General features: G+C 41.8%; 17 protein-coding genes. 4 read left to right on the plus strand and 13 right to left on the minus strand.

Annotated features, from left to right (window positions below; genetic code table 11):
• Position 1: 1 nt before the first annotated feature.
• From galE to KO561_RS18165, 4 genes are read left to right on the plus strand one after another with little or no spacing between them, the layout of a single operon-like run.
• Complete coding sequence (gene galE, locus KO561_RS18150; protein ID WP_231094726.1) at positions 2-1,003, plus strand: UDP-glucose 4-epimerase GalE; 1,002 nt, start codon at positions 2-4, stop codon at positions 1,001-1,003.
• Positions 1,004-1,005: 2 nt separating this feature from the next.
• Positions 1,006-2,499 carry a UDP-glucose--hexose-1-phosphate uridylyltransferase gene (galT, locus tag KO561_RS18155; protein ID WP_231094727.1) on the plus strand — a complete coding sequence of 498 codons (1,494 nt, stop codon included), beginning with the start codon at positions 1,006-1,008 and terminating at the stop codon, positions 2,497-2,499.
• Between the two features lie 18 nt (positions 2,500-2,517).
• Positions 2,518-3,567: an aldose epimerase family protein gene (locus KO561_RS18160; RefSeq protein WP_231094728.1), complete on the plus strand. Its 1,050-nt coding sequence runs from the start codon at positions 2,518-2,520 to the stop codon at positions 3,565-3,567.
• A 41-nt stretch (positions 3,568-3,608) separates the two neighbouring features.
• Positions 3,609-4,079 (plus strand): hypothetical protein, encoded by a 471-nt coding sequence (locus KO561_RS18165; RefSeq protein ID WP_231094729.1) that lies wholly within the window; start codon positions 3,609-3,611, stop codon positions 4,077-4,079.
• 189 nt (positions 4,080-4,268) lie between these two features.
• On the opposite strand, the gene KO561_RS18170 is transcribed toward KO561_RS18165, so the two are convergent.
• The 13 genes from KO561_RS18170 to KO561_RS18230 all read right to left on the minus strand — a co-directional run bounded on the left by KO561_RS18170 (position 4,269) and on the right by KO561_RS18230 (position 20,181).
• The gene (locus tag KO561_RS18170; protein ID WP_231094730.1) at positions 4,269-5,471 is read right to left on the minus strand and encodes an ROK family transcriptional regulator; all 1,203 of its coding nucleotides are present in this window, start codon (positions 5,469-5,471) and stop codon (positions 4,269-4,271) included.
• Positions 5,472-5,535: 64 nt separating this feature from the next.
• Entirely contained in the window at positions 5,536-5,988 is a 453-nt protein-coding gene (locus KO561_RS18175) for a GNAT family N-acetyltransferase (protein WP_231094731.1), read from the minus strand.
• A gap of 50 nt (positions 5,989-6,038) precedes the next feature.
• The gene (locus tag KO561_RS18180) at positions 6,039-7,022 is read right to left on the minus strand and encodes an aldo/keto reductase (protein ID WP_231094732.1); all 984 of its coding nucleotides are present in this window, start codon (positions 7,020-7,022) and stop codon (positions 6,039-6,041) included.
• 109 nt (positions 7,023-7,131) lie between these two features.
• Entirely contained in the window at positions 7,132-8,244 is a 1,113-nt protein-coding gene (gene ald / locus KO561_RS18185) for an alanine dehydrogenase (RefSeq protein WP_231094733.1), read from the minus strand.
• A 23-nt stretch (positions 8,245-8,267) separates the two neighbouring features.
• Entirely contained in the window at positions 8,268-9,614 is a 1,347-nt protein-coding gene (locus KO561_RS18190) for an aspartate aminotransferase family protein (protein WP_269140676.1), read from the minus strand.
• A 23-nt stretch (positions 9,615-9,637) separates the two neighbouring features.
• Positions 9,638-11,098: a CoA-acylating methylmalonate-semialdehyde dehydrogenase gene (locus KO561_RS18195; RefSeq protein ID WP_231094734.1), complete on the minus strand. Its 1,461-nt coding sequence runs from the start codon at positions 11,096-11,098 to the stop codon at positions 9,638-9,640.
• A 216-nt stretch (positions 11,099-11,314) separates the two neighbouring features.
• Positions 11,315-12,904 (minus strand): GNAT family N-acetyltransferase, encoded by a 1,590-nt coding sequence (locus KO561_RS18200; RefSeq protein ID WP_408004827.1) that lies wholly within the window; start codon positions 12,902-12,904, stop codon positions 11,315-11,317.
• A 19-nt stretch (positions 12,905-12,923) separates the two neighbouring features.
• Positions 12,924-14,351, minus strand: coding sequence for an NAD-dependent succinate-semialdehyde dehydrogenase (locus KO561_RS18205; RefSeq protein ID WP_269140677.1), 1,428 nt, complete (start codon positions 14,349-14,351; stop codon positions 12,924-12,926).
• A gap of 18 nt (positions 14,352-14,369) precedes the next feature.
• Positions 14,370-15,464, minus strand: a complete 1,095-nt coding sequence (locus KO561_RS18210) for a C45 family autoproteolytic acyltransferase/hydrolase (RefSeq protein ID WP_231094735.1) — start codon at positions 15,462-15,464, stop codon at positions 14,370-14,372.
• A 173-nt stretch (positions 15,465-15,637) separates the two neighbouring features.
• Positions 15,638-16,912: an NAD(P)/FAD-dependent oxidoreductase gene (locus KO561_RS18215; RefSeq protein ID WP_231094736.1), complete on the minus strand. Its 1,275-nt coding sequence runs from the start codon at positions 16,910-16,912 to the stop codon at positions 15,638-15,640.
• A gap of 45 nt (positions 16,913-16,957) precedes the next feature.
• Positions 16,958-17,809 (minus strand): ABC transporter permease, encoded by an 852-nt coding sequence (locus KO561_RS18220; protein WP_231094737.1) that lies wholly within the window; start codon positions 17,807-17,809, stop codon positions 16,958-16,960.
• Positions 17,810-17,813: 4 nt separating this feature from the next.
• Positions 17,814-18,599 carry an ABC transporter permease gene (locus KO561_RS18225; RefSeq protein WP_231094738.1) on the minus strand — a complete coding sequence of 262 codons (786 nt, stop codon included), beginning with the start codon at positions 18,597-18,599 and terminating at the stop codon, positions 17,814-17,816.
• A gap of 505 nt (positions 18,600-19,104) precedes the next feature.
• A complete protein-coding gene (locus KO561_RS18230) occupies positions 19,105-20,181 on the minus strand; it encodes an ABC transporter substrate-binding protein (protein WP_231094739.1) in 1,077 nt (358 codons plus the stop codon).
• Positions 20,182-20,247: the final 66 nt, after the last annotated feature.

Below are 20,247 nucleotides of genomic sequence, written 5' to 3' on the forward strand. Positions count from 1 at the left end.
TATGGCTATTTTAGTGCTTGGTGGAGCTGGATACATCGGCTCTCATGCTGTCTATCAATTAATCGATCAGAAGAAAAAGGTAGTCGTCATTGATAATCTGGAAAACGGTCATAAAGAAGCCGTTCATCCAAATGCCACCTTTTATGAAGGCGATATGCGTAACGTTGATTTTTTGAGAGATGTCTTTCAAAAAGAATCTATTGATGCTGTAATCCATTTCGCCGCCAACTCTTTAGTCGGGGAATCGATGGAAAATCCTCTTAAATATTTCGATAACAATGTCCATGGAACACAAGTGTTATTACAGGTGATGCAGGAAAACGGAGTTGATAAAATTGTCTTCTCTTCCACTGCAGCTACGTACGGGGAACCAGATCAAGTTCCGATTACCGAAGAGATGCCAACGAACCCGACGAACACCTATGGGGAAAGCAAGTTAACGATGGAAAAAATGATGAAATGGTGTGAAGCGGCTTACGGTATTCGTTATGTTTCTTTACGTTATTTTAACGTGGCAGGTGCGCGTCCATCTGGAGAAATTGGCGAAGATCATGATCCTGAAACGCATTTGATTCCAATTGTATTGCAAGTAGCACTAAATCAACGAAAAGCGATTAGTATATTCGGGGACGATTACCCGACAGAGGATGGCACTTGTATCCGTGACTATGTTCATGTAGAGGACTTAATCGCTGCACATCTTTTAGCCTTAGAATACTTAAACGATGGTGGAAAAAGTAATGTGTTCAATCTAGGAAGTAGCCAAGGTTTCTCGGTAAAAGAAATCATTGAAGCAGCTAGAAAAGTAACGGGACACCCTATTCCTGCTGAGCTAGCACCAAGACGAAGTGGAGATCCAAGTACGTTAATAGCTTCATCTGAAAAAGCAAAACAGATTCTAGATTGGGCCCCTCAAAGAACCAATATCGAAACGATTATCTCAGACGCATGGAATTGGCATCAGCACCATCCTGCTGGATATGGAAAGGATGTGCGTTCCTAATCATGTCGATATTCCTTACGATTGATCATCTCGTTCAAAAAGGAATAGAGGTTCAACTTATAGAGGAGAGAGATGCCCTTTACGTTCGTAATCAATTACTTGGTTTATGTCGGCTAACGTCTTTTGAAGTTGAAAACGGGAAAGAAACAGAGCCGATGAGCATCCCCCAGCTTCTTGAAGAGATTGTTCAATACGCCATAAAAGAAAGTATAATCGAAGATATTTTTGATGAAAAAGAAATCTTCTCAGCGAACTTGATGAACTGTTTTCTCTCCAAACCATCAGACATCAATCGAGAGTTTTGGAGAAAGTATGAGGATTCGCCTGCATCAAGCACCAATTACTTTTACCAATTAAGTAAGAATAGTAATTACATTCAAACAGAGCGAGTCGCGAAAAATATCCATTTCACAGCAAGTACCGAATACGGGGAAATGGACATTACGATCAATCTATCTAAACCAGAAAAAGACCCGGAACAAATAAAACGGGAAAAAGCAATGAAAAAGCAGTCCCATTCTTTTCCGGAATGCGTGCTCTGTCCGGAGAACGAAGGCTATGTCGGAAGAACGGGATACCCAGCTCGCTCCAATCATCGTATTGTGGAGCTAGAGCTAGAAAAAGAACGTTGGTTCCTACAATACTCGCCATATGTCTATTATAATGAGCATTGTATCGTATTAGCCGAAGAGCACCGCGATATGAAGATGGATCACAGCACCTTCCAACGATTACTCGCTTTTGTGGAAACTTTTCCGCATTATTTTCTTGGTTCCAATGCGGATCTTCCGATTGTCGGTGGTTCAATATTAAGCCACGATCATTATCAAGGGGGAAATTATTCCTTTGCGATGACTAGGGCTAGTGAGGATTTCCATTTTGACTTAACCGATTATCCGCAGGTTGAGGCGACGAAATTAAATTGGCCCATGTCAGTCATACGATTGCAATCCCGGGGGAAAAAGGACTTAATACAAGCCGCAACAATGATCTTGGATAAATGGAAAGACTATAGTGACGATGCAGCAGATATTATCGCTTATACGAATGAAACACCTCATAACACGATTACCCCAATTGCACGAAAAAGGGATACTATATGGGAGCTAGATTTGGTACTTCGCAATAACCGTACAACCAAAGAGCATCCACTTGGGATTTTCCATCCTCATAAAGATGTTCATCACATTAAAAGAGAAAACATTGGGCTTATAGAAGTAATGGGGCTAGCGGTCTTACCCGCACGCCTGCAAGAAGAACTGAAAGAAATCAAAAAGTTTCTATTAAATCAAGCTCACCAAGTGGAACCTTATCATCAAGAGTGGGCAGCGAAAATAAAAACTAGACATTCTATTACGAAACAAAATGTCGATGAAATTGTCGAGCTTGAATTAGGTAAGAAGTTTACGAGAGTGCTAGAAGACGCTGGCGTTTTTAAACGAACGGAAGGCGGAAAGAAAGCGTTTCAACGATTCATCACTCACTTAAACAACTAGTAAAGGAGGAAAATAACGATGGATATCAATCAAGAAGAGCTTTCTGTCCCATCTGAACAACCTTTGGTAGAATACACTTTAAAAAATGATCACGGGATGGAAGTAAGCTGCCTGAATCTAGGTGGTATTATTACTAAAATTCTTGCACCAGATAAAAATGGCCAACTAGAAAATGTCGTTTTAAATTTCAAGGAAAAAGAGACCTATTTAGAAAATCCACCGTTCTTCGGCGCATTGATTGGTCGTGTTGCTGGTAGAATTCAATCTGCACAATTTGAATTAGACGGTGAATCCTATTCCTTACAAGCTAATGACGGACCGAACCACCTTCACGGAGCCGATACAGGTTTTCATAAAGTAGTTTGGGATGTTGAAACTGTCGAAACTACTGACGTAGTGAAGCTCGTTTTGACCCACTTTAGTCCCCATGGAGAGGGTGGATATCCTGGAAATCTTAAAGTGAAGGTTACGTATTCCCTGGACAATGATAATGCTTTTTCTATTCGTTATGAAGCAACATCAGATAAGAAAACTGCTCTTACATTGACCAATCATTCTTATTTTAACTTGAGTGGTAATCTGAAAGCAGATATCCAATCTCATGAGTTGAACATTGATAGCGATCAATTCGTAGAGCTAGATGAAGCCCTCATTCCTACTGGCAATCTATTAGACGTGAATGATACACCTTATGATTTTCGAAGCAAACAAGCGATTCGAGTTGGCGTGGAATCCTCCCACCCACAAAATAAAGTTGCTGGAAATGGTTATGACCATTACTTCGTTCTTAATAAAAAGGCAGATCTGGACATCAAGGTATCTGAACCGGTTAGTGGAAGAACGTTAACCGTTAACACAGAGCAACCGGGTTTTGTCTTGTACACATCAAACATGCTACCAGAAGACTTGAAGCTTGGTGATGGACCTTCGAAGAAATATTTAGGGTTATGCTTAGAAACACAGGCTTCCCCAGCTTCGTTACACCATGCGGAAGGATTTCCAAGTGTTGTGTTGGAGAAAGATGAAAAGTATTCGAAGACAACTACTTTTAGATTTGGTGTCGAGTAAAGAAAAAGCTACTTTCTCTTTGATGGAGAGAGTAGCTTTTTTTGGTGTACGAGTATAGGATTTATTTGTGGGTAGATTTTTTCGGCGTTCGACGCGATATTTCGGCGCTTGAGGCGCTTTTTTTCAGCGTTCAGACTTTTTCCGGCGTTCACGGGCCGGATTTCGGCGTTTATTTTCTTTTTCCGGCGTTCGACGCGATATTTCGGCGCTTGGGGCGCTTTTTTCGGCGTTCTGATTTTTTTCGGCGCTCGCGGGCCGGATTTCGGCGTTTATTTTATTTTTCGGCGGTCGGTGCGATATATCGGCGATTGGGGCGCTTTTTTCGGTGTTCTGATTTTTATCGGCGTTCGCGGGCCGGATTTCGGCGTTTATTTTCTTTTTTCGGCGTTCGGCTCGATATTTCGGCGCTTGAGGCGCTTTTTTCGGCGTTCTGTTTTTTTTCGGCGCTCACGAGCCGGATTTCGGCGTTTATTTTCTTTTTCCGGCGTTCGACGCGATATTTCGGCGCTTGAGGCGCTTTTTTCAGCGCTCAGATTTTTTTCGGCGTTCACGGGCCGGATTTCGGCGTTTATTTTCTTTTTCCGGCGTTCGACACGATATTTCGGCGCTTGAGGCGCTTTTTTCAGCGTTCAGACTTTTTCCGGCGTTCACAGGCCGGATTTCGGCGTAAAAATCCATATATCAGTGCTCAATCCACCTATCTACTTCAACTGAAACAGTTCCACTAATAGAAGAGCGATTGCTCCAAGTGCCGCTGCCTCTTTTCCTAACTTAGAAAATTCTACTTTTGTTTGCTTCACTTCATTCGTAAGTCCACGCTCCGAAATAGCAGTGTGTATAGCATCCATTAAGAAAGGTTTTGCGTTTGCGACTCCTCCACCAAGTACGATTCTGCTCGGGTTGACGATGTGAATCAGATTGGTTAGTCCGACTCCTACATATGTACCGACTTCATTCCATATTTGGAGCGCAAATGCGTCGCCCTCAGATGCGGCTTTGTAAACCAATTCACCTGTGATTTTATCGAGATTCCTATCTACAAGCTCTAGTATCCTACTTTTTTCCCCATTAACAAGCGCTTCTTTTACTCGTTGCTCGATAGAGGGGCCTGAAGCAAACGTTTGAAAACAGCCCGTACTTCCACATTCACATAATCGACCATGAAGATCTAAAGTCATGTGGCCAATTTCCCCGGCAATATCATACTCTCCATGGAGAAGTGTTCCATCTAAAACAATCCCTGCTCCGATACCACGACCTATATTGACCGTTACCATACTACGGGTTGGTTCCCAGCCACCGAACCACGATTCTCCAAGTGCCATTGCTCTAGCGTCGTTTTCTACCTTAACCGTTAAATCAAAGCGATCTTCTAGTACCCGTTTTATTGGAATGTTCTCTAAATGCAGGTTAGGAGCATACTTCCCGATTCCATTTTCTACGTCTACAACGCCATGCATCGCAACCCCAATCCCAATGATTTTCTCCTTAGGTTGAGATACCGCCTGTAGCATTTGTTCCACACCGTCGATTAGGACAGAAAGAAACGCTTCGTTCGATAACTCTTTCTCTAATTCTATTGAGAATTCACTTTTCTTTTCCCCAGCTAAATCTGTAAACAAAAAATCTACTGTTTTAGGGCCAGCATCCATCCCAATCACAAAAAATTCTTCATTATTAATAACGAGCATCGTCGGTTTTCTTCCACCTTGAGAGATGCCTTGGGTACTTTCCTTTACGATTCCCTGCTCAATAAGTTCTTTCACGATGGAACCTACTGTTGGTGGCGTTAAGCTCGTTTCCTTTGCGATATCGGCACGGGAAATGGAACCACTCGTCCGAATTTTATTTAATATAATCGATTTATTTAAGGATTTCATCCATTGAAAACTACCACGTTGCATCGAATCACCACCCAACTATTCCTGAAACCTATATGTATTCATAATAGCATAGCTGTTCGAATCCCTACAGAGGGAGTCTTAGTCTTATACGGTCTCGACACACAATACCATGTTCATAGATTGGCTCTGAATAGTTTCTTACAAAATAGTCTTGGTCTATAGAATCTATACGAAATCCACATTTCTGATAGAGAGCGAACGGACCAATGCTAGAATTACCAGTACAAACTTCTAACTCGCGATATCCGTTTTTCCTAGCTTCCCCTATCGCATGCATGACTAACTCCTTGCCAATCCCTTTTCCTTGCTCGCCTTCCGCTACAGCTACATTAACGATTTCTGCACGGCCTTCCCCAGTCTGCAATAAAACATATGCGCCTATTGTTACGCCATCCTTTTCTGCCACATAACAATCTCCAGCTTCTAAGTAGTTTTGAATCAAATCCACCGCTGGATCCGCTAATAAAAGCAACGACATAGGTGCTTCTTGCCTATCCTCTAATTTGCGAATGTTCATTCGGAAACTCCTCTTAACAGAAAAAGCTCCCCTTATCGGGAAGCTCCTCTTTAATAAACCCCTCTGATATGTGGGTGAATGCTTTCTTTATAAAACGCTTCTAATTGATTTAACTCTTCTTCCGAGTAGCCTTTTGTATTCAATGTTTCTAAATTATCTTCTACTTGTGCTACGGTTTTAAAGCCTGGAATCACACAAGAAATAGCGTCATGCTCCAAAATCCATTTTAGTGCAGCACGAGTCATATTCCCTCTATCTTCTGCGATCCATTCTAGCTGTTGTGCGAGTTCCACCCCTTTGTTAAACTCCACCCCAGCAAAGGTTTCACCGACATTAAAGGCATCTCCATCTTTATTAAAGTTACGATGATCATCGGATTCAAATTGATGGTTCTCTGAGAATTTTCCTGTAAGCAGCCCACTTGCTAAAGGTACACGAGCTAAAATCCCTACCCCTTTTTCTTGGGCTTGTGGAAATAGCTTTTCGATTGGTTTTTGGCGGAAGATATTAAAGATAACTTGTAACGTACTTACACCTGGATTTTCTAAGCAAAATAATCCTTCCTCCACTGTTTCTACACTAACTCCGTAATGACGAATTTTCCCAGCATGTTTCAATTCATCTAATACGTGAAACACGCTTCCATCTTGCAGAATTTCCATTGGTGGACAGTGAATTTGGTAGAGGTCTAATGTATCTCTCTCTAATCGTTTAAGCGTAGCGTCTAAATACGCTTCGACGGATTCCTTGCTATATGTTTTGGGATCATGAATATCTCCAGCACGACAAAACTTAGATGCTATGTAAATCTCGTTTTCTTTTCCTTTCGTCGCTTTGGCAAGGAGCTCTTCCGCATGGCCATCACCATATACATCGGCTGTATCAAAAAAGTTCACTCCAGCATCCATGGCTTTCTGTAATCCTTTTAGAGCTTCTTCATCACTGGAGGAGCCCCAAGAGCCACCAATTGCCCATGTGCCGAAGCTTACCTCACTTACTTTTATACCAGTACTTCCTAGTTGACGATAATTCACTATTTACTCACCAGCCTTGTCTAATATAATACAAGTATGCCATGAAGGTGTATGCGCTAACAACTTTTCTGCATAGGAAATCCCTTGTCACTAAACAAGGGATCGTAGTTTAAAATAAACTGCTCGCTTCTTTATAAGGGAGTTGGTGAGCTTCTGCAACTGCTTGATAAGTTACATATCCTCCTAGTGTGTTGATTCCTTTTAAAATAGCGGCGTTGTCTTGGCTTGCTTGAACATATCCTTTGTTGGCAATCTTCACCGCATACGGAACGGTAACATTCGTTAAGCCAATGGTAGACGTTCTTGGAACTGCTCCTGGCATGTTGGCTACCGCGTAATGAACGACCCCATGCTTCACGTAGGTTGGATCATCGTGTGTGGTAATCCGAACCGTTGTTTCAAAAATACCACCTTGGTCAATGGCAACATCTGTAATAACAGAACCGTTCTTCATCGACTGCACCATTTCCTCGGTTACAAGCTTAGGCGCCTTCGTCCCAGGAATGAGAACAGCCCCGATGACTAAATCAGATTCCTTCACTGCTTCCGCAATGTTCAAAGGATTTGACATCACGGTATGAACTTGATTGCCAAAAATATTATCTAATTCTCGTAATCTCGTTGGACTAAGATCGATGATCGTAACATCCGCCCCAAGACCTATCGCAATTTTAGCTGCATTCGTCCCAACGACTCCACCACCGATAATCGTTACTTTTCCTCTTTTCACTCCGGGAATCCCACCGAGTAGTATTCCTACGCCGCCCTTTGTTTTTTCCAAAAATTGCGCCCCTATTTGGGAGGCCATTCTACCGGCTACCTCACTCATCGGGGTAAGGAGTGGCAAACCTCCATTCGCATCTTGGATCGTTTCATAGGCAATCCCAACGACCTTAGAGTCCACTAATGCTTGTGTTAAGCCAGGTTCTGCAGCTAGATGTAAATAGGTGAATAAGATGAGTCCTTCATGAAAATAGCCATATTCCTCTGGTAGTGGCTCTTTTACCTTCATCACCATCTCTAGTGACCAAACGTCTTTTGCAGTCTCAGCAATGACGGCACCTGCTTGTTTGTATTCCTCATCTGTAAAGCCGGAGGCATCACCTGCTGCTGTTTGAACATAAACTTCATGGCCCGCCGCTTTTAGAGCATGGACTCCAGCTGGGGTAATAGCTACTCTGTTTTCATTGTTTTTTACTTCCTTTGGAATTCCGATCTTCATCCTAATCCTCCTCGAATCTATTCTTAAAGTGAAAAAATAGATTCCTTCAATGTTTCTATTAAAAGGCTTAAATCTTCTTCTGTTATAGATAACGGCGGACTTAAGGTTAAGATGTTATTGTGACCTTTTACGGTGTCGCCATTTTTTCCTATGATTAAGCCTTTTTGTTTACAAGCGGAAATGACTTTATTTAACTTATCTGGATGAGCAGGCTCTTTTGATTGCTTATCTTCTACAAGCTCAATTCCTAGCAACAATCCTTTTCCGCGGATGTCCCCTACATGAGGATGCTCAAGTAATGGCTGAACCTCCCGTAATAGGTGCTCTCCTAAAACAGCAGAGCGTTCCACGAGCTGCTCTCGTTCCATAATCTCCATGTTTTTCAAAGCAACGGCGCAAGCTGCTGGACTCCCACCAAATGTGTTTACATGTCTAAAGTGGTCATACTCCTCTGTCCCTTTAAACGCTTCAAAAACCTCTTTTCTTACAGCTGTTGCGGATAATGGCATATAGGAGCTCGTAATTCCTTTCGCCATCGTGATAATATCCGGCTTAATTCCAGCATGCATAAACCCAAACCTTTTCCCTGTTCGTCCGAAGCCACAAATTACTTCGTCGATAATGAGAAGCGCGTTATGCTCATCACAAATTTTCCGTACTTCTTGTAAATAATGATCATGTGGAACGAGTACTCCCCCACCTGTGATGATTGGCTCCATGATGACTCCAGCTATCGTTTCATCTAGCTCCCATGTCATGACGCGATCAATCTCACTAGCACTATGCGTGCAGCAGTTTCCATCTGAATCCACAGTACTTCTGTAACAATCTGGTGGTGCCACATGTAAAAAGCCTTGCCCTAAAGGCTCATATTTATATTTTCGAATCGCCTGTCCGGTAGCCGCTAAAGCTCCCAGCGTATTTCCATGGTAAGACCTGTATCTGGAAATGAATTTATACTTATCATGGTTTCCCTTTTGTCGGTGGTACTGCCTAGCAATCTTAAAAGCTGTTTCATTCGCTTCAGATCCACTGTTGGAGAAGAAAATGACGTAATCCCCACCGAGCCATTCGTTTAATTTTTCCCCTAAAGCGATGGCTGGTTCATGACTATGAGTTAACGGATAGTACGGTAGTTTGCTTAACTGCTGATAGGCAGCTTCTGCTAATTCTTTTCTCCCATACCCGACATTCACACTCCAAAGGCCCGACATTCCATCTAAGTAACGATTGCCCTCATGATCAGTAATCCAAGCACCATTTCCTTCTGACACGATCATTGTGGCACTTGGGCTAAAGGGGCGCATCCCATGCCATACATACTTTTCATCTTTTGTTTTCCACGTATCTACTGAGCTTTTCACGACCACCTATTCACTCCTCTTGAACAGACTTAAAAACGAGATGTAATCATTTTTTTACGAGTGTAGAACTCTACGCCATCTTTTCCGTTAGCATGTAAATCTCCAAAAAACGAGCTTTTTGCACCAGAGAAAGGGAAGAATGCCATCGGTGCAGGCACCCCAACGTTTACTCCGAGCATTCCTGGCTCCGCTTCTTCACGGAACGTACGAACTGCTTTCGCATCCTGTGAGTAGAGAGTTGCAGAATTTCCAAACTTAGATTGATTAACGATGTCTAAAGCTTCCTCTAAGGAATCCGCTCGTAAAATACTTAATACAGGTGCAAAAATCTCATCCTTCGCAATGGCCATATGTGGCTGAACTTGATCAAAGATAGTAGCTCCGAGAAAATAACCATCAGGATGGTCTTCTTTATCCTTGCGCCCATCTCGAATAAGTTTTGCTCCTTCCTTTAAACCGAGCTCTATATAGCGAAGTGCATTGGAACAGTTTTCTTCTCGAATAACTGGTGTAAGAAGGACCCCTTCGTCAAATCCATTTCCCATTTTGATTTGATTGACTTCGTCTACTAGTTTTTCAACGAAATCATCACCATCTCCCACTACAACAACGGCACTACATGCCATACAACGCTGTCCTGCGCTACCGAAGGAAGAGCTAATAATGTTTTGTATCGCGACCTCCTCTATCGCATCTGGCATCACGATATGGTGATTCTTCGCACCAGCAAGTGCTTGAACACGTTTGCCATTAGCAGCCGCTTCTTGATATACGTATTTCGCAACAGGCTCTGAACCAACAAAAGAAATAGCTTTTATATGTTCATGAGTCAGGAGTCCATTTACAACATCGTGAGCTCCATGCACAATGTTAAAAACACCTGCGGGTAATCCAGCTTCTGTAAACAGCTCCGCGAGTCTATTGGCCAATAAAGGCGTTCTTTCAGAAGGTTTTAAAATAAAGGTGTTTCCACAAGCAATAGCTAACGGAAACATCCAACACGGGACCATCATCGGGAAGTTAAAAGGAGATATCCCTCCAACAACGCCTAATGGGTAACGAAACATTTGCGAATCTATATCGGTTGCAATCGTTGATAAGTTATCCCCCATCATTAAGGTTGGAGCACCGGCGGCAAATTCCACACATTCAATCCCCCGTTGAACCTCTCCGTACGCTTCCTTATAGCTTTTTCCATTCTCCCTCGTAACAAGCTCTGCTAGTTCTTCATGGTGGTCCAATAAAAGCTGTTGATATCGAAAAAGGACTCTTGCTCGTTTTGGTACAGGGGTCTTACTCCAGAACTTAAATGCTTCCTTTGCTATTTCAACCGCATGATCGACATCACTAAACGATGAAATCGGTACACGGGCAATCGTTTCACCTGTTGCCGGGTTCGGCACTTCCTGGTATTGATCGGTGTTTGCATCCACCCACTTGGCATGGACATAGTTTTGTAATACGACTGTCTCTTGTTTGGTGTCCGACATAGTTCCCCTCCTAATATTTTTAATTTTCCAATTTATTATCTTCAGTATAGTCAGAGCTAGAATGGCTTGCATTAGACATAAGGTTAAACAAAGAAATATTCCGTTTTACGGATTGAGCAATTCGCTGAAACCCCTTGAAATAAAAGGATTCTAGACGTCTCAAGCTAATATAAAAGCCAATCGTCAGTTACAATACAAACGATTGGCTTTCTTTGTCTATAATTCTAATGGCTGCTTAATCGCCTCTACTTTTTCGGTTCGGTAAATATCGTTTCGACGATCGATAAGCTGAGTTACTGTACCAACCATTCGATTGCGTTGAAGCATTTCAATATCAACTTCTCCGACGGTGACTTCCTCAACGTTCACACCACTTTCGGCTATGATGCCCTTGTTCGGGAAGCTAAAATCAGACGGAGAAAAAATAGCGGATACCCCGTACTGCCTATTCAGATGATACACCTTCGGTAAATGACCAACCGTTCCAGCTAATACCGTGTACACTTGATGCTCGATCGCTCTCGCTTGTGCACAATATCGAACACGTAAGTATCCTTGCTGGTCTTCCGCTGAATATGGCGTAAATAAGATTTGGGCTCCTTGATCGACAGCTAACCGTGACAACTCGGCAAACTGAATATCATATCCGATTAAAATAGCAACCTTGCCACAATCGGTATTAAACACATTTAAGGATTTCCCCGGCTGGGTGCCCCACCATTTCTTTTCGTCCTTCGTAATATGGAGCTTATATTGTTTATCAATCGCTCCATTTCGATGAAAGAGATAGGATACACTATAAACGGAGCCATCCCTCTCTGTGAAATGGGTACCAGCCACAATGTTAATGCTATAGCGAATCGCTAAATCGGAAAACAACTCGACGAAAGCAGGCGTATATCGTGTCAGCTTCCATACTTGTTTACTCGGTACTTTTTCCTCATGCAAAGAAAGAAGCTGCAAGGTGAAGTTTTCTGGAAAGACAACGAAGTCAGATCTGATTTTAGAGCTGGAGTCCACGAAATACTCACATTGCGATTTAAAGTCTTCGAAAGATTGGATTTCCCGAAGCATGTATTGTACAGAAGAAATACGCACTGGTTTGGATCGCTTATAACGAAAGTCTTCCGCCACATCTGGCTGGTAGTCCACATTAGCCCACTCCATTAAAGTGGCATATCCTAACGAGTCCTTATCAGGCGGGAGATAATTCGGTAAGATTCTCCTCAGTTTAAATCCATTCATCGTTTGGAACGTTAAGACAGGGTCATAAATTTTTCGGCTAATGACCTGCTCCGCATATTCCTCTGGTGTCCTTTTATCAGCGTACTTATGATAATTCGGAATTCTCCCACCGAAGAGAATACTTTTTAAGTTGAACTTTTTACAAATATCTCTTCTGGCTTGATACAATCTTCTTCCGATTTTCATATGCCGATATTCGGGATGAACAACGACATCAATGCCATATAAATTCTTTCCATTTGGATTATGATTTGTAATAAAATTGTTCCCAGAAATTTGTTTCATCGTATGCTCTTCCGGATATTCATCAAAATTAATGATTAAACTGGAGCACGATCCAACGATTTTGCCATCAAACTCAATGCACACTTGACCTTCTGGAAAAATACGCAAATGACTTTCAAAATGCTCCCTACTAAATGCAATGTCAGGTCCAAACCCTAACCTTGCAAGTGCTAACAACTCGTCAATATCATCAAAGGTCATGTTTCGGACGACGATTTGATGTTCAAACTTAGAGAGGTCATGTTCGGACAAGGTATTCCTCTCTTTTTCCAGCATAATAACCCTCCTCTGGTTATTAAATCATGTGAATCGAAATGTATTTTTCTTCTAAATACTCGAGAATGCCCGACTTTCCACCTTCTCTCCCGATTCCACTTTCTTTATAACCACCAAACGGTCCTTGTGGAGTAACAGGTGCAGGATCATTTAATCCTACAATCCCATAATCCAGCTCCGCCATTACACGTAAGCCTCTGCTTAAATCGCTTGTATAAAAATAGGCAGCTAGCCCATATGGTGTGTTGTTCGCTTTTTCAATAACTTCTGCTTCCTCTTTAAAGCTAAAGATTGGTGCAACTGGTCCAAAGGTTTCTTCTGTCGCGATTTGCATATCCTCTGTAGCGTTGGTAATAACGGTGGGTTCAAAGAAATAACCGCCTAGTCCGTCTTCTTCATAAGGATTCCCGCCACAGAGCACTTGACCATTCTTAGCCACAGCATCTTGGACATGTCGCTGTACTTTTTCATAAGACGCTTGGTTGATTAATGGTCCTACATTCACTCCATCTTCCAGACCATTTCCGACCTTTAGTCCACGAGCTTTTTCCGCTAGAATCTTGCCAAATTCCTCTTTAATCGACTCATGGACGTAAATACGGTTCGTACAAATACACGTTTGCCCGTTGTTCACAAACTTCGTTGCGATTGCGCCTTTTGCTGCAGCTTCCAGGTCAGCATCTTCAAATACGATAAACGGTGCATGACCTCCTAGCTCCATGGAAACCTTTTTCACAGTATCCGCTGATTGTTTTAATAAAAGCTTTCCAACTGCTGTTGATCCAGTAAACGTAATTTTCCTTACAATTGGACTACCTGTTAAGACTGGTCCAACCTCTTCCGCTGGTCCGATGATTAGATTGGCAACCCCTTTTGGAAGGTCTGCTTCATCAAAGCATTCAAACATTTTCATCGCAGATAATGGGGTTGCGGGGGCCGGTTTAATCACGACCGTACAACCTGCTGCGATTGCTGGGGCTATTTTTCTTGCAATCATGGATAACGGAAAGTTCCACGGTGTAATAGCTGCCGCTACTCCGATAGGCTGTCTTAGAATCATTAAGTGTTTGTCGGATTGATTAGCTGGAATGGTTTCACCATATACACGTTTCGCTTCCTCCGCAAACCACTTCACATAAGCAGCAGAAGAGTCCACTTCTCTGCGTGCTTCGCCTAGTGGTTTTCCCATTTCTGTCGTAATCGTTCTAGCAAGCTCTTCTTTCTTTTCTTGAAGCTTATCTGCTATTCTTTCTAAATACGCACTTCTTTCTTGTGCCGTTCTTTTTCGCCAAATGGAGAATGCAGCGTTAGCCGCTTCAATTGCTTCTTGCGTTTCCCCTTTTCCCGCCGAAGCAACATCGGCTATTTTCTCCCCTGTCGCAGGGTTGATCACTTCCATCGTTTTTCCAGAATTAGCTGGACGCCATTCGCCGTTTATATAAAGCATGGTAACCCCTCCCGATTATTAGGACTCAAACGTAATCTTTTCAAAGGTTCCTTCCGCTGGTTTCCCAACACATACATACATATTCTTTTTCGATAAATTCATAATGATAGAAAATACCGTTTCCATTTGTCTATGCTCTGGTGCAAGCTCGTTTTTATAGTGATTAATGGAGTTTGGCTTATTGAACGTGTCAGAAAGCCAAGTTTTAAACGTATCTTCTGTAATGTCTTCTCCAGATTGAAGAGATAAGTCGATCAATTGCTCTGCTCTCTTCTTTCGTATCATGGAATCATCAAAACGAAATTCGTTCATATCTTTTAAGTGTTTCTTCAATTCATTGGAAAGGAGGTGATTGCTATGAACAAGTCTTCCCATTTGTGTTCCTACTTCATAGATTCCAAAAGGAGATACTTCAAAATTGACGGCCATTCCCTTGTCGGGTTCACCCTCATCCGCACCGATCAGGAAGCTGGCTGCTGATGCCATTTGTCCTGCTTTTATTTTCGAAATGGCTTCCGTTAAGGAATAGGAGTCTAGGACACCTCTAAGTCCTAAATGAATGGGAACCTCATTGGACTTTTTATCTGTTAAAAGGGCATTAAAGCAAACACCCACACCGGAAGAATTCCAACCTATCTTTCCAATCATTCCACCTTCTGTAATCATTTGAATATCTGGCTTATTTTGTTGCTGGATGGATAGAGCAAGCAAGCTATCTGTTTGACGTCCTTTCCAATCCCAATTCTGTGCGATAATCGTGTCCCGATGGATAGGAGGGTATAGAGCCATTGCCGTACACCCATCTGAAAAGGAAGATCCTTTGTAGCCAGCTAAAGCAATTTCACTTCTAGCATTTAAGGCTAAAATGTCTTCGAAATCCACACCGGCACCTTCGGCCACTCCTTGCATTTCTTCCACCAGATCGTAGTCATACTTCTCTATCGAATCGACATGCTCAAGGGCGTATTCCCGAGCTTGTTGCCAATCAATTTGTTTATATCCGTGAAAAAGCTTTTCATAGGTTTCTAAACTGTGTATGACTTCCTTTTTTCCTTTACTTCCATGCTCGTATCCAATTTCTTTTGCTGTACCTGATAAGGCCAGTTTTTTCATAAAAGTAGACCCTTCTCTCGTTTTCTTTTATTTAATAATTCTCTTGACTTCCCGCTTTCATTTTTATTAGTCTAGCAAGTTATAACTTCGAGCACCTATGGAACTGCCACGTCCAGCTGCAGTCCAGCTACACGGGCCCTCTCCGCTTTCTAATGTACCCCGCGCTTTTGTTCTTAAGAAGATCTATCTTTATACTTGTAATAATATTTCATTAAGCTAACAGCTTTTTCATGCTGACTGTGGAACGGGATCGGCATGACTCTATTCACTTCCAATGGGTTTGATTCCTGTTCTTCTGACGTAATTTTTTCTGCAATAACTTTACCCATATACGTCGACATTGCCGCACCATGCCCCGCATAGCCAAAGGCAAAGTATGTGCCATCTTTTAGCTGCCCGACATATGGGAGTTTTTCTTTTGTAAATCCAACTTTCCCTCCCCATTGGTATTCCACCTTTGCATCCTTTAAGTCCGGGAATACGTTTACCATGCCTTCAGCCAACCGGTTGAATAATTGTTTTTGATCTCGTTTACTAGATGATCGACCTGATCCACCAAACGCTACTCGGTTATCCGCGGTTCGACGGAAGTAATAGAGTAAATGCTTCGTATCCGAAACCGCCCTATCATGCTTAATAAGCTCCTCCAACATTTCCGGTGGGAGTGGCTCAGTAGCAACCATAATACTCTCGATTGGTATAATGGTCCGCTTGATTGTCTTATTTAAATCACCGGAGTATGCATTTGTCACGATAACAATTTCTTTGGCAAATACACGACCTTTATCTGTATGAACAATGACTTTGTTATTTTCTCGTTCAACACGGATTGCATTGGAATTCTCATAGATGGTTCCACCATGTTTGACTACTGCATCCGCTAATCCTAACGCATAATTTAATGGGTGAAAGTGTGCACTACTTGGATCTACACGTCCCCCGTGATAGAAAGTCGTTTTTAGCTCTGATTGGATTTCCTCAGGTTTTACGACCTCTACTCGATAATCAAACTCTTTCTCCAATACTTCTTGCTCTTTTTTAAAGCCTTCAACGTGTTCTGGCTTGTAGGCTGCTAATAAGCTTCCATTTCGTTTAAAAGAACAATCCATTCCGTTTAACTCAATAATATTTTCAATAAGATCGATAGAGTCTAATGACATTTGAAACATTCTTTTGGCATTTTCTAAGCCCTTTTTCTTTATCAAAGAGCTAGCTGACCCAATAAAACCGGTTAGTACTTCTCCTCCATTTCGCCCACTCGCACCACTACCTACCAAATTTTTCTCCAAAATAATAGTTCGGACGCCTTTTTGTTGTAAAAAGTAAGACGTCGCTAATCCGGAATACCCACCACCGATGATAACGACATCACAATGCTGATCTCCTTCTAATGAAGGATGTTTACTTCTTGTATTTGAAGTCGCTTCCCATAATGACACATTGTCCATTGTTCCACTCCTCTAGTGCTAACTAATAATCTTCCTACTCTTTCTCTACATAAGTAAATTCTTATCCTTAGACGATGTAAATCGTAAAAAGACGAAAACAGATATTAAAACAAGTATCATTAACAAAATCGATAACGCAGATCCTAGCTGCCAGTTCATACCAACGACGAATGCATCCCGAATGACGTTCCCAACCATTAGCAGCTTAGAACCCGTCATTAAATCGGTTACGACAAAAACACTTAAGGCAGGTACGAATGTAATGATGAATCCTGCCAAAACTCCAGGGAAAGTCAATGGCAACGTGACCGTTAAAAACGTTTTTATCGGGTTCGCCCCTAAATCTTCTGCTGCTTCTAAATAGCTTTTATCCAACTGTTCAATGGATGAATAGATTGGAAGAATCATAAATGGTAAAAAGCCATAAACGAGCCCTACGATAATGGCAAACGGTGTATATAACATCGTTATCGGTTCTGAAATAATTCCTAGCTTCATTAAAAGGGCATTGATAACGCCTTCATTATTTAAAAGAATAATCCATGCGTATAAACGAACGAGTAAATTGGTCCAGAACGGGATCATAACGAGTAATAACAGCATGTTTTTCCATTTGCCAGCATGTGCGATAAAATAAGCAAATGGATACGCCAACAATAAGCAGATAAGCGTTGCTCCTAACGACCAAACAATGGAGTTCCAAATAACTTTTACATACATCGAACTGAAGGTCGTTTTATAAGCCTCTAGACTAAATTCATAAAGAATTCCACCGTATCCTTCATTTGTCGTAAAGCTAATTACCGTAATCATCCCGATAGGTACTACTAGAAAAATTAATAACCAGATTAAGCTTGGTGATAGCATTCCGTAAGCTAGTTTGATATTTTTAATCACGACTTCACCCCTCCCTGTTTCCAATATGCATTCTCTTTCCAACAACCATTACCGTGATGATGATTAAGAGTACTAGAATGGTTGAGAGGGCATTGATTTCTGGGGATACACCCATTCGAACCATCGAGTAAACGAGTACTGGCAACGTGTTCGCACTCGGTCCGCTGGTAAAATAGGTGATAACAAACTCATCTAAGGAAATGGTGAATGCGAGCAATGCACCTGCCAAAATCCCCGGTGAGATAAGTGGGAAGGTAACCTTCCAAAACGTATGCCACTCGTTTGCTCCTAAATCCTTAGCCGCTTCTTCTAATTGGTTATCTAATCCAGCAAGTCTCGCTAAGACAACGAGCATAACGTAAGAAATGGTGATGGCAACATGACCTGGTAATACTGTAGACAGTCCTAGCGTTACTTGTAGCCAACCATATAAGGCTAATAAAGCTACCGCTACAACAATATCTGGAATGACGACCGGAATGTAGAATAAAAAGTCCAATGCTTTTTTTCCAGGAAAGCTATAGCGATGAAAGGCTAGTGCTGCTAGCGTTCCGCATATGGTTGCAATAATAGTTGTCACTACAGCAATAAGCAAGCTGTTATAGGCGGCCGTTAAAATCTGTTCATTGGAAAATAGACTTACATACCAATCAACGGTAAACCCAGTCCAAACTGTTCCTACTTTCGAATCATTAAATGAGAATGCCATTAAAATAGCAATTGGGATGTAGAAAAACATAAAGATTAGGACTGTGTATATAGATAGGATTTTCTTTGTTCTTGGTCTCATTTCACACCAGCCTTTGACTTCGCTTTTTCACAACGTTCTGTAGAGAATAAAAGAGAACCTTAAAGAAGTTGTTCAAATAGTCCGGTAAAAAGGACACGGCGATTTTCTTCGTTAGCTTGCTTTTCAAAAACCGATGCACCTGCGTCTTCTAGGAATTACAAGGAAGTAAAATTCCTCGGTGCAAGGCAGCAAGGAAGTTACTTCGCAGAAGTGGCCTTGCTCACTATCTAAAAGGAATAGTGGATTTTCTGCTAAAGTCGTGCACGTCCTGGGACTGCGGTTACTCGTCCCACCGAAAACATTTGTGCACAACTAGAGAAGTCAGCACATCCTGTGCAAGTCCGGTCCTTGAAAAAGGAAAGTACTTTTTCTGCGTACGGTGATCATGCTTCCGAAGCAACGAGCTTGTCATCAAAGCTGAGCTGCCTCGAACTTCTTGGTCCTTTTCATCGTCCTTTTTGAACACACACACTTAAAGAGATCCTCTTTTATTCTTCATTTCTACCTACTCAATCTTTAATTCATTAAACGCTTGGTTAATCATTTCCATCGTATCTTGCGGTACATCTTCAAACCATTCTGCGTTTGCAATCTGCTCTTGTGGAGGATAGGAAGCCGGATTCGATCTTTCTTCCTCTGACATTAAATCAAGCGCTGCTTGGTTTGGATTACTGTATGGGAATGCGTCCGAAAGTTGTTTACTAATTTCCCCTTCAAGCAAATAGTTAATAAATACCTCGGCCGTATATTTGTTTTTCGATGTCTTTGGAATAACTAAGTTATCCATCCAAAGCTCTCCACCTTCTTCAGGAAGGAGGTAAGAAATATCAGGATTTTCTTCCATTGCAATAGCCGCTTCTCCCGAATACGTATGAGAAATCCATGCTTCTCCACTAGTTAATTGAGCTGCTGGAGATTCATCATAGACTAAAAGATTAGGGTGAAGTTTGGACAATTCCTCTTTTGCTTCTTGAATTTTACTTTCCGATAAATCATTCATGCTATATCCAAGCTTCTGAAGGGACATACTGAAAGCTTCACGCGAACTATTTTGGACCGTCACGTGTCCCGCATATTTTTCATCCCAAAGATCGGCATAAGTAGGTGTACCTTCTACTTTAGTCGTGTTGTAGGCAATTCCTGTACTTCCATATAAATAAGGCACAGAGAATTTATTATCTGGATCGTAGTCTCTTTCATGGAAAACCTCTTGAATATTTTTGAAGTTCGGAATGTTTTCCATATCTATCTCCAGTAACTGATCTTCTTCAATCATCCGTTTTACAATATAGTCGGTCGGAACTACGATGTCATAGTTTACAGTTCCACTGTTCAATTTAGTCAGCATTTCTTGGTTTGACGTATAGGTAGAATAGACAACTTTTACACCAAATTCTTCTTCAAACGAATCTAGTACTTCCTGAGGCATATATTCACCCCAGTTGAATAGGTAAAGCTCTTCTGCTAATTCACTTCCTGACTCGCCGCCCTCGGCTGATCCACCATCTGCTTCTGAGCTATTACAAGCAACTAAACTCAACACAAAAACCACAGCCAACAACATTCTTAGTAAATGTTTCATCTTTCGCCCCCTAAATGAGATATCTTTCCCCTTTATTAGTAAACCCTTGATGCTTTTCTGTTTGTC

This window comes from Radiobacillus kanasensis, from assembly GCF_021049245.1.
GTDB lineage: Bacteria > Bacillota > Bacilli > Bacillales > Amphibacillaceae > Radiobacillus > Radiobacillus kanasensis.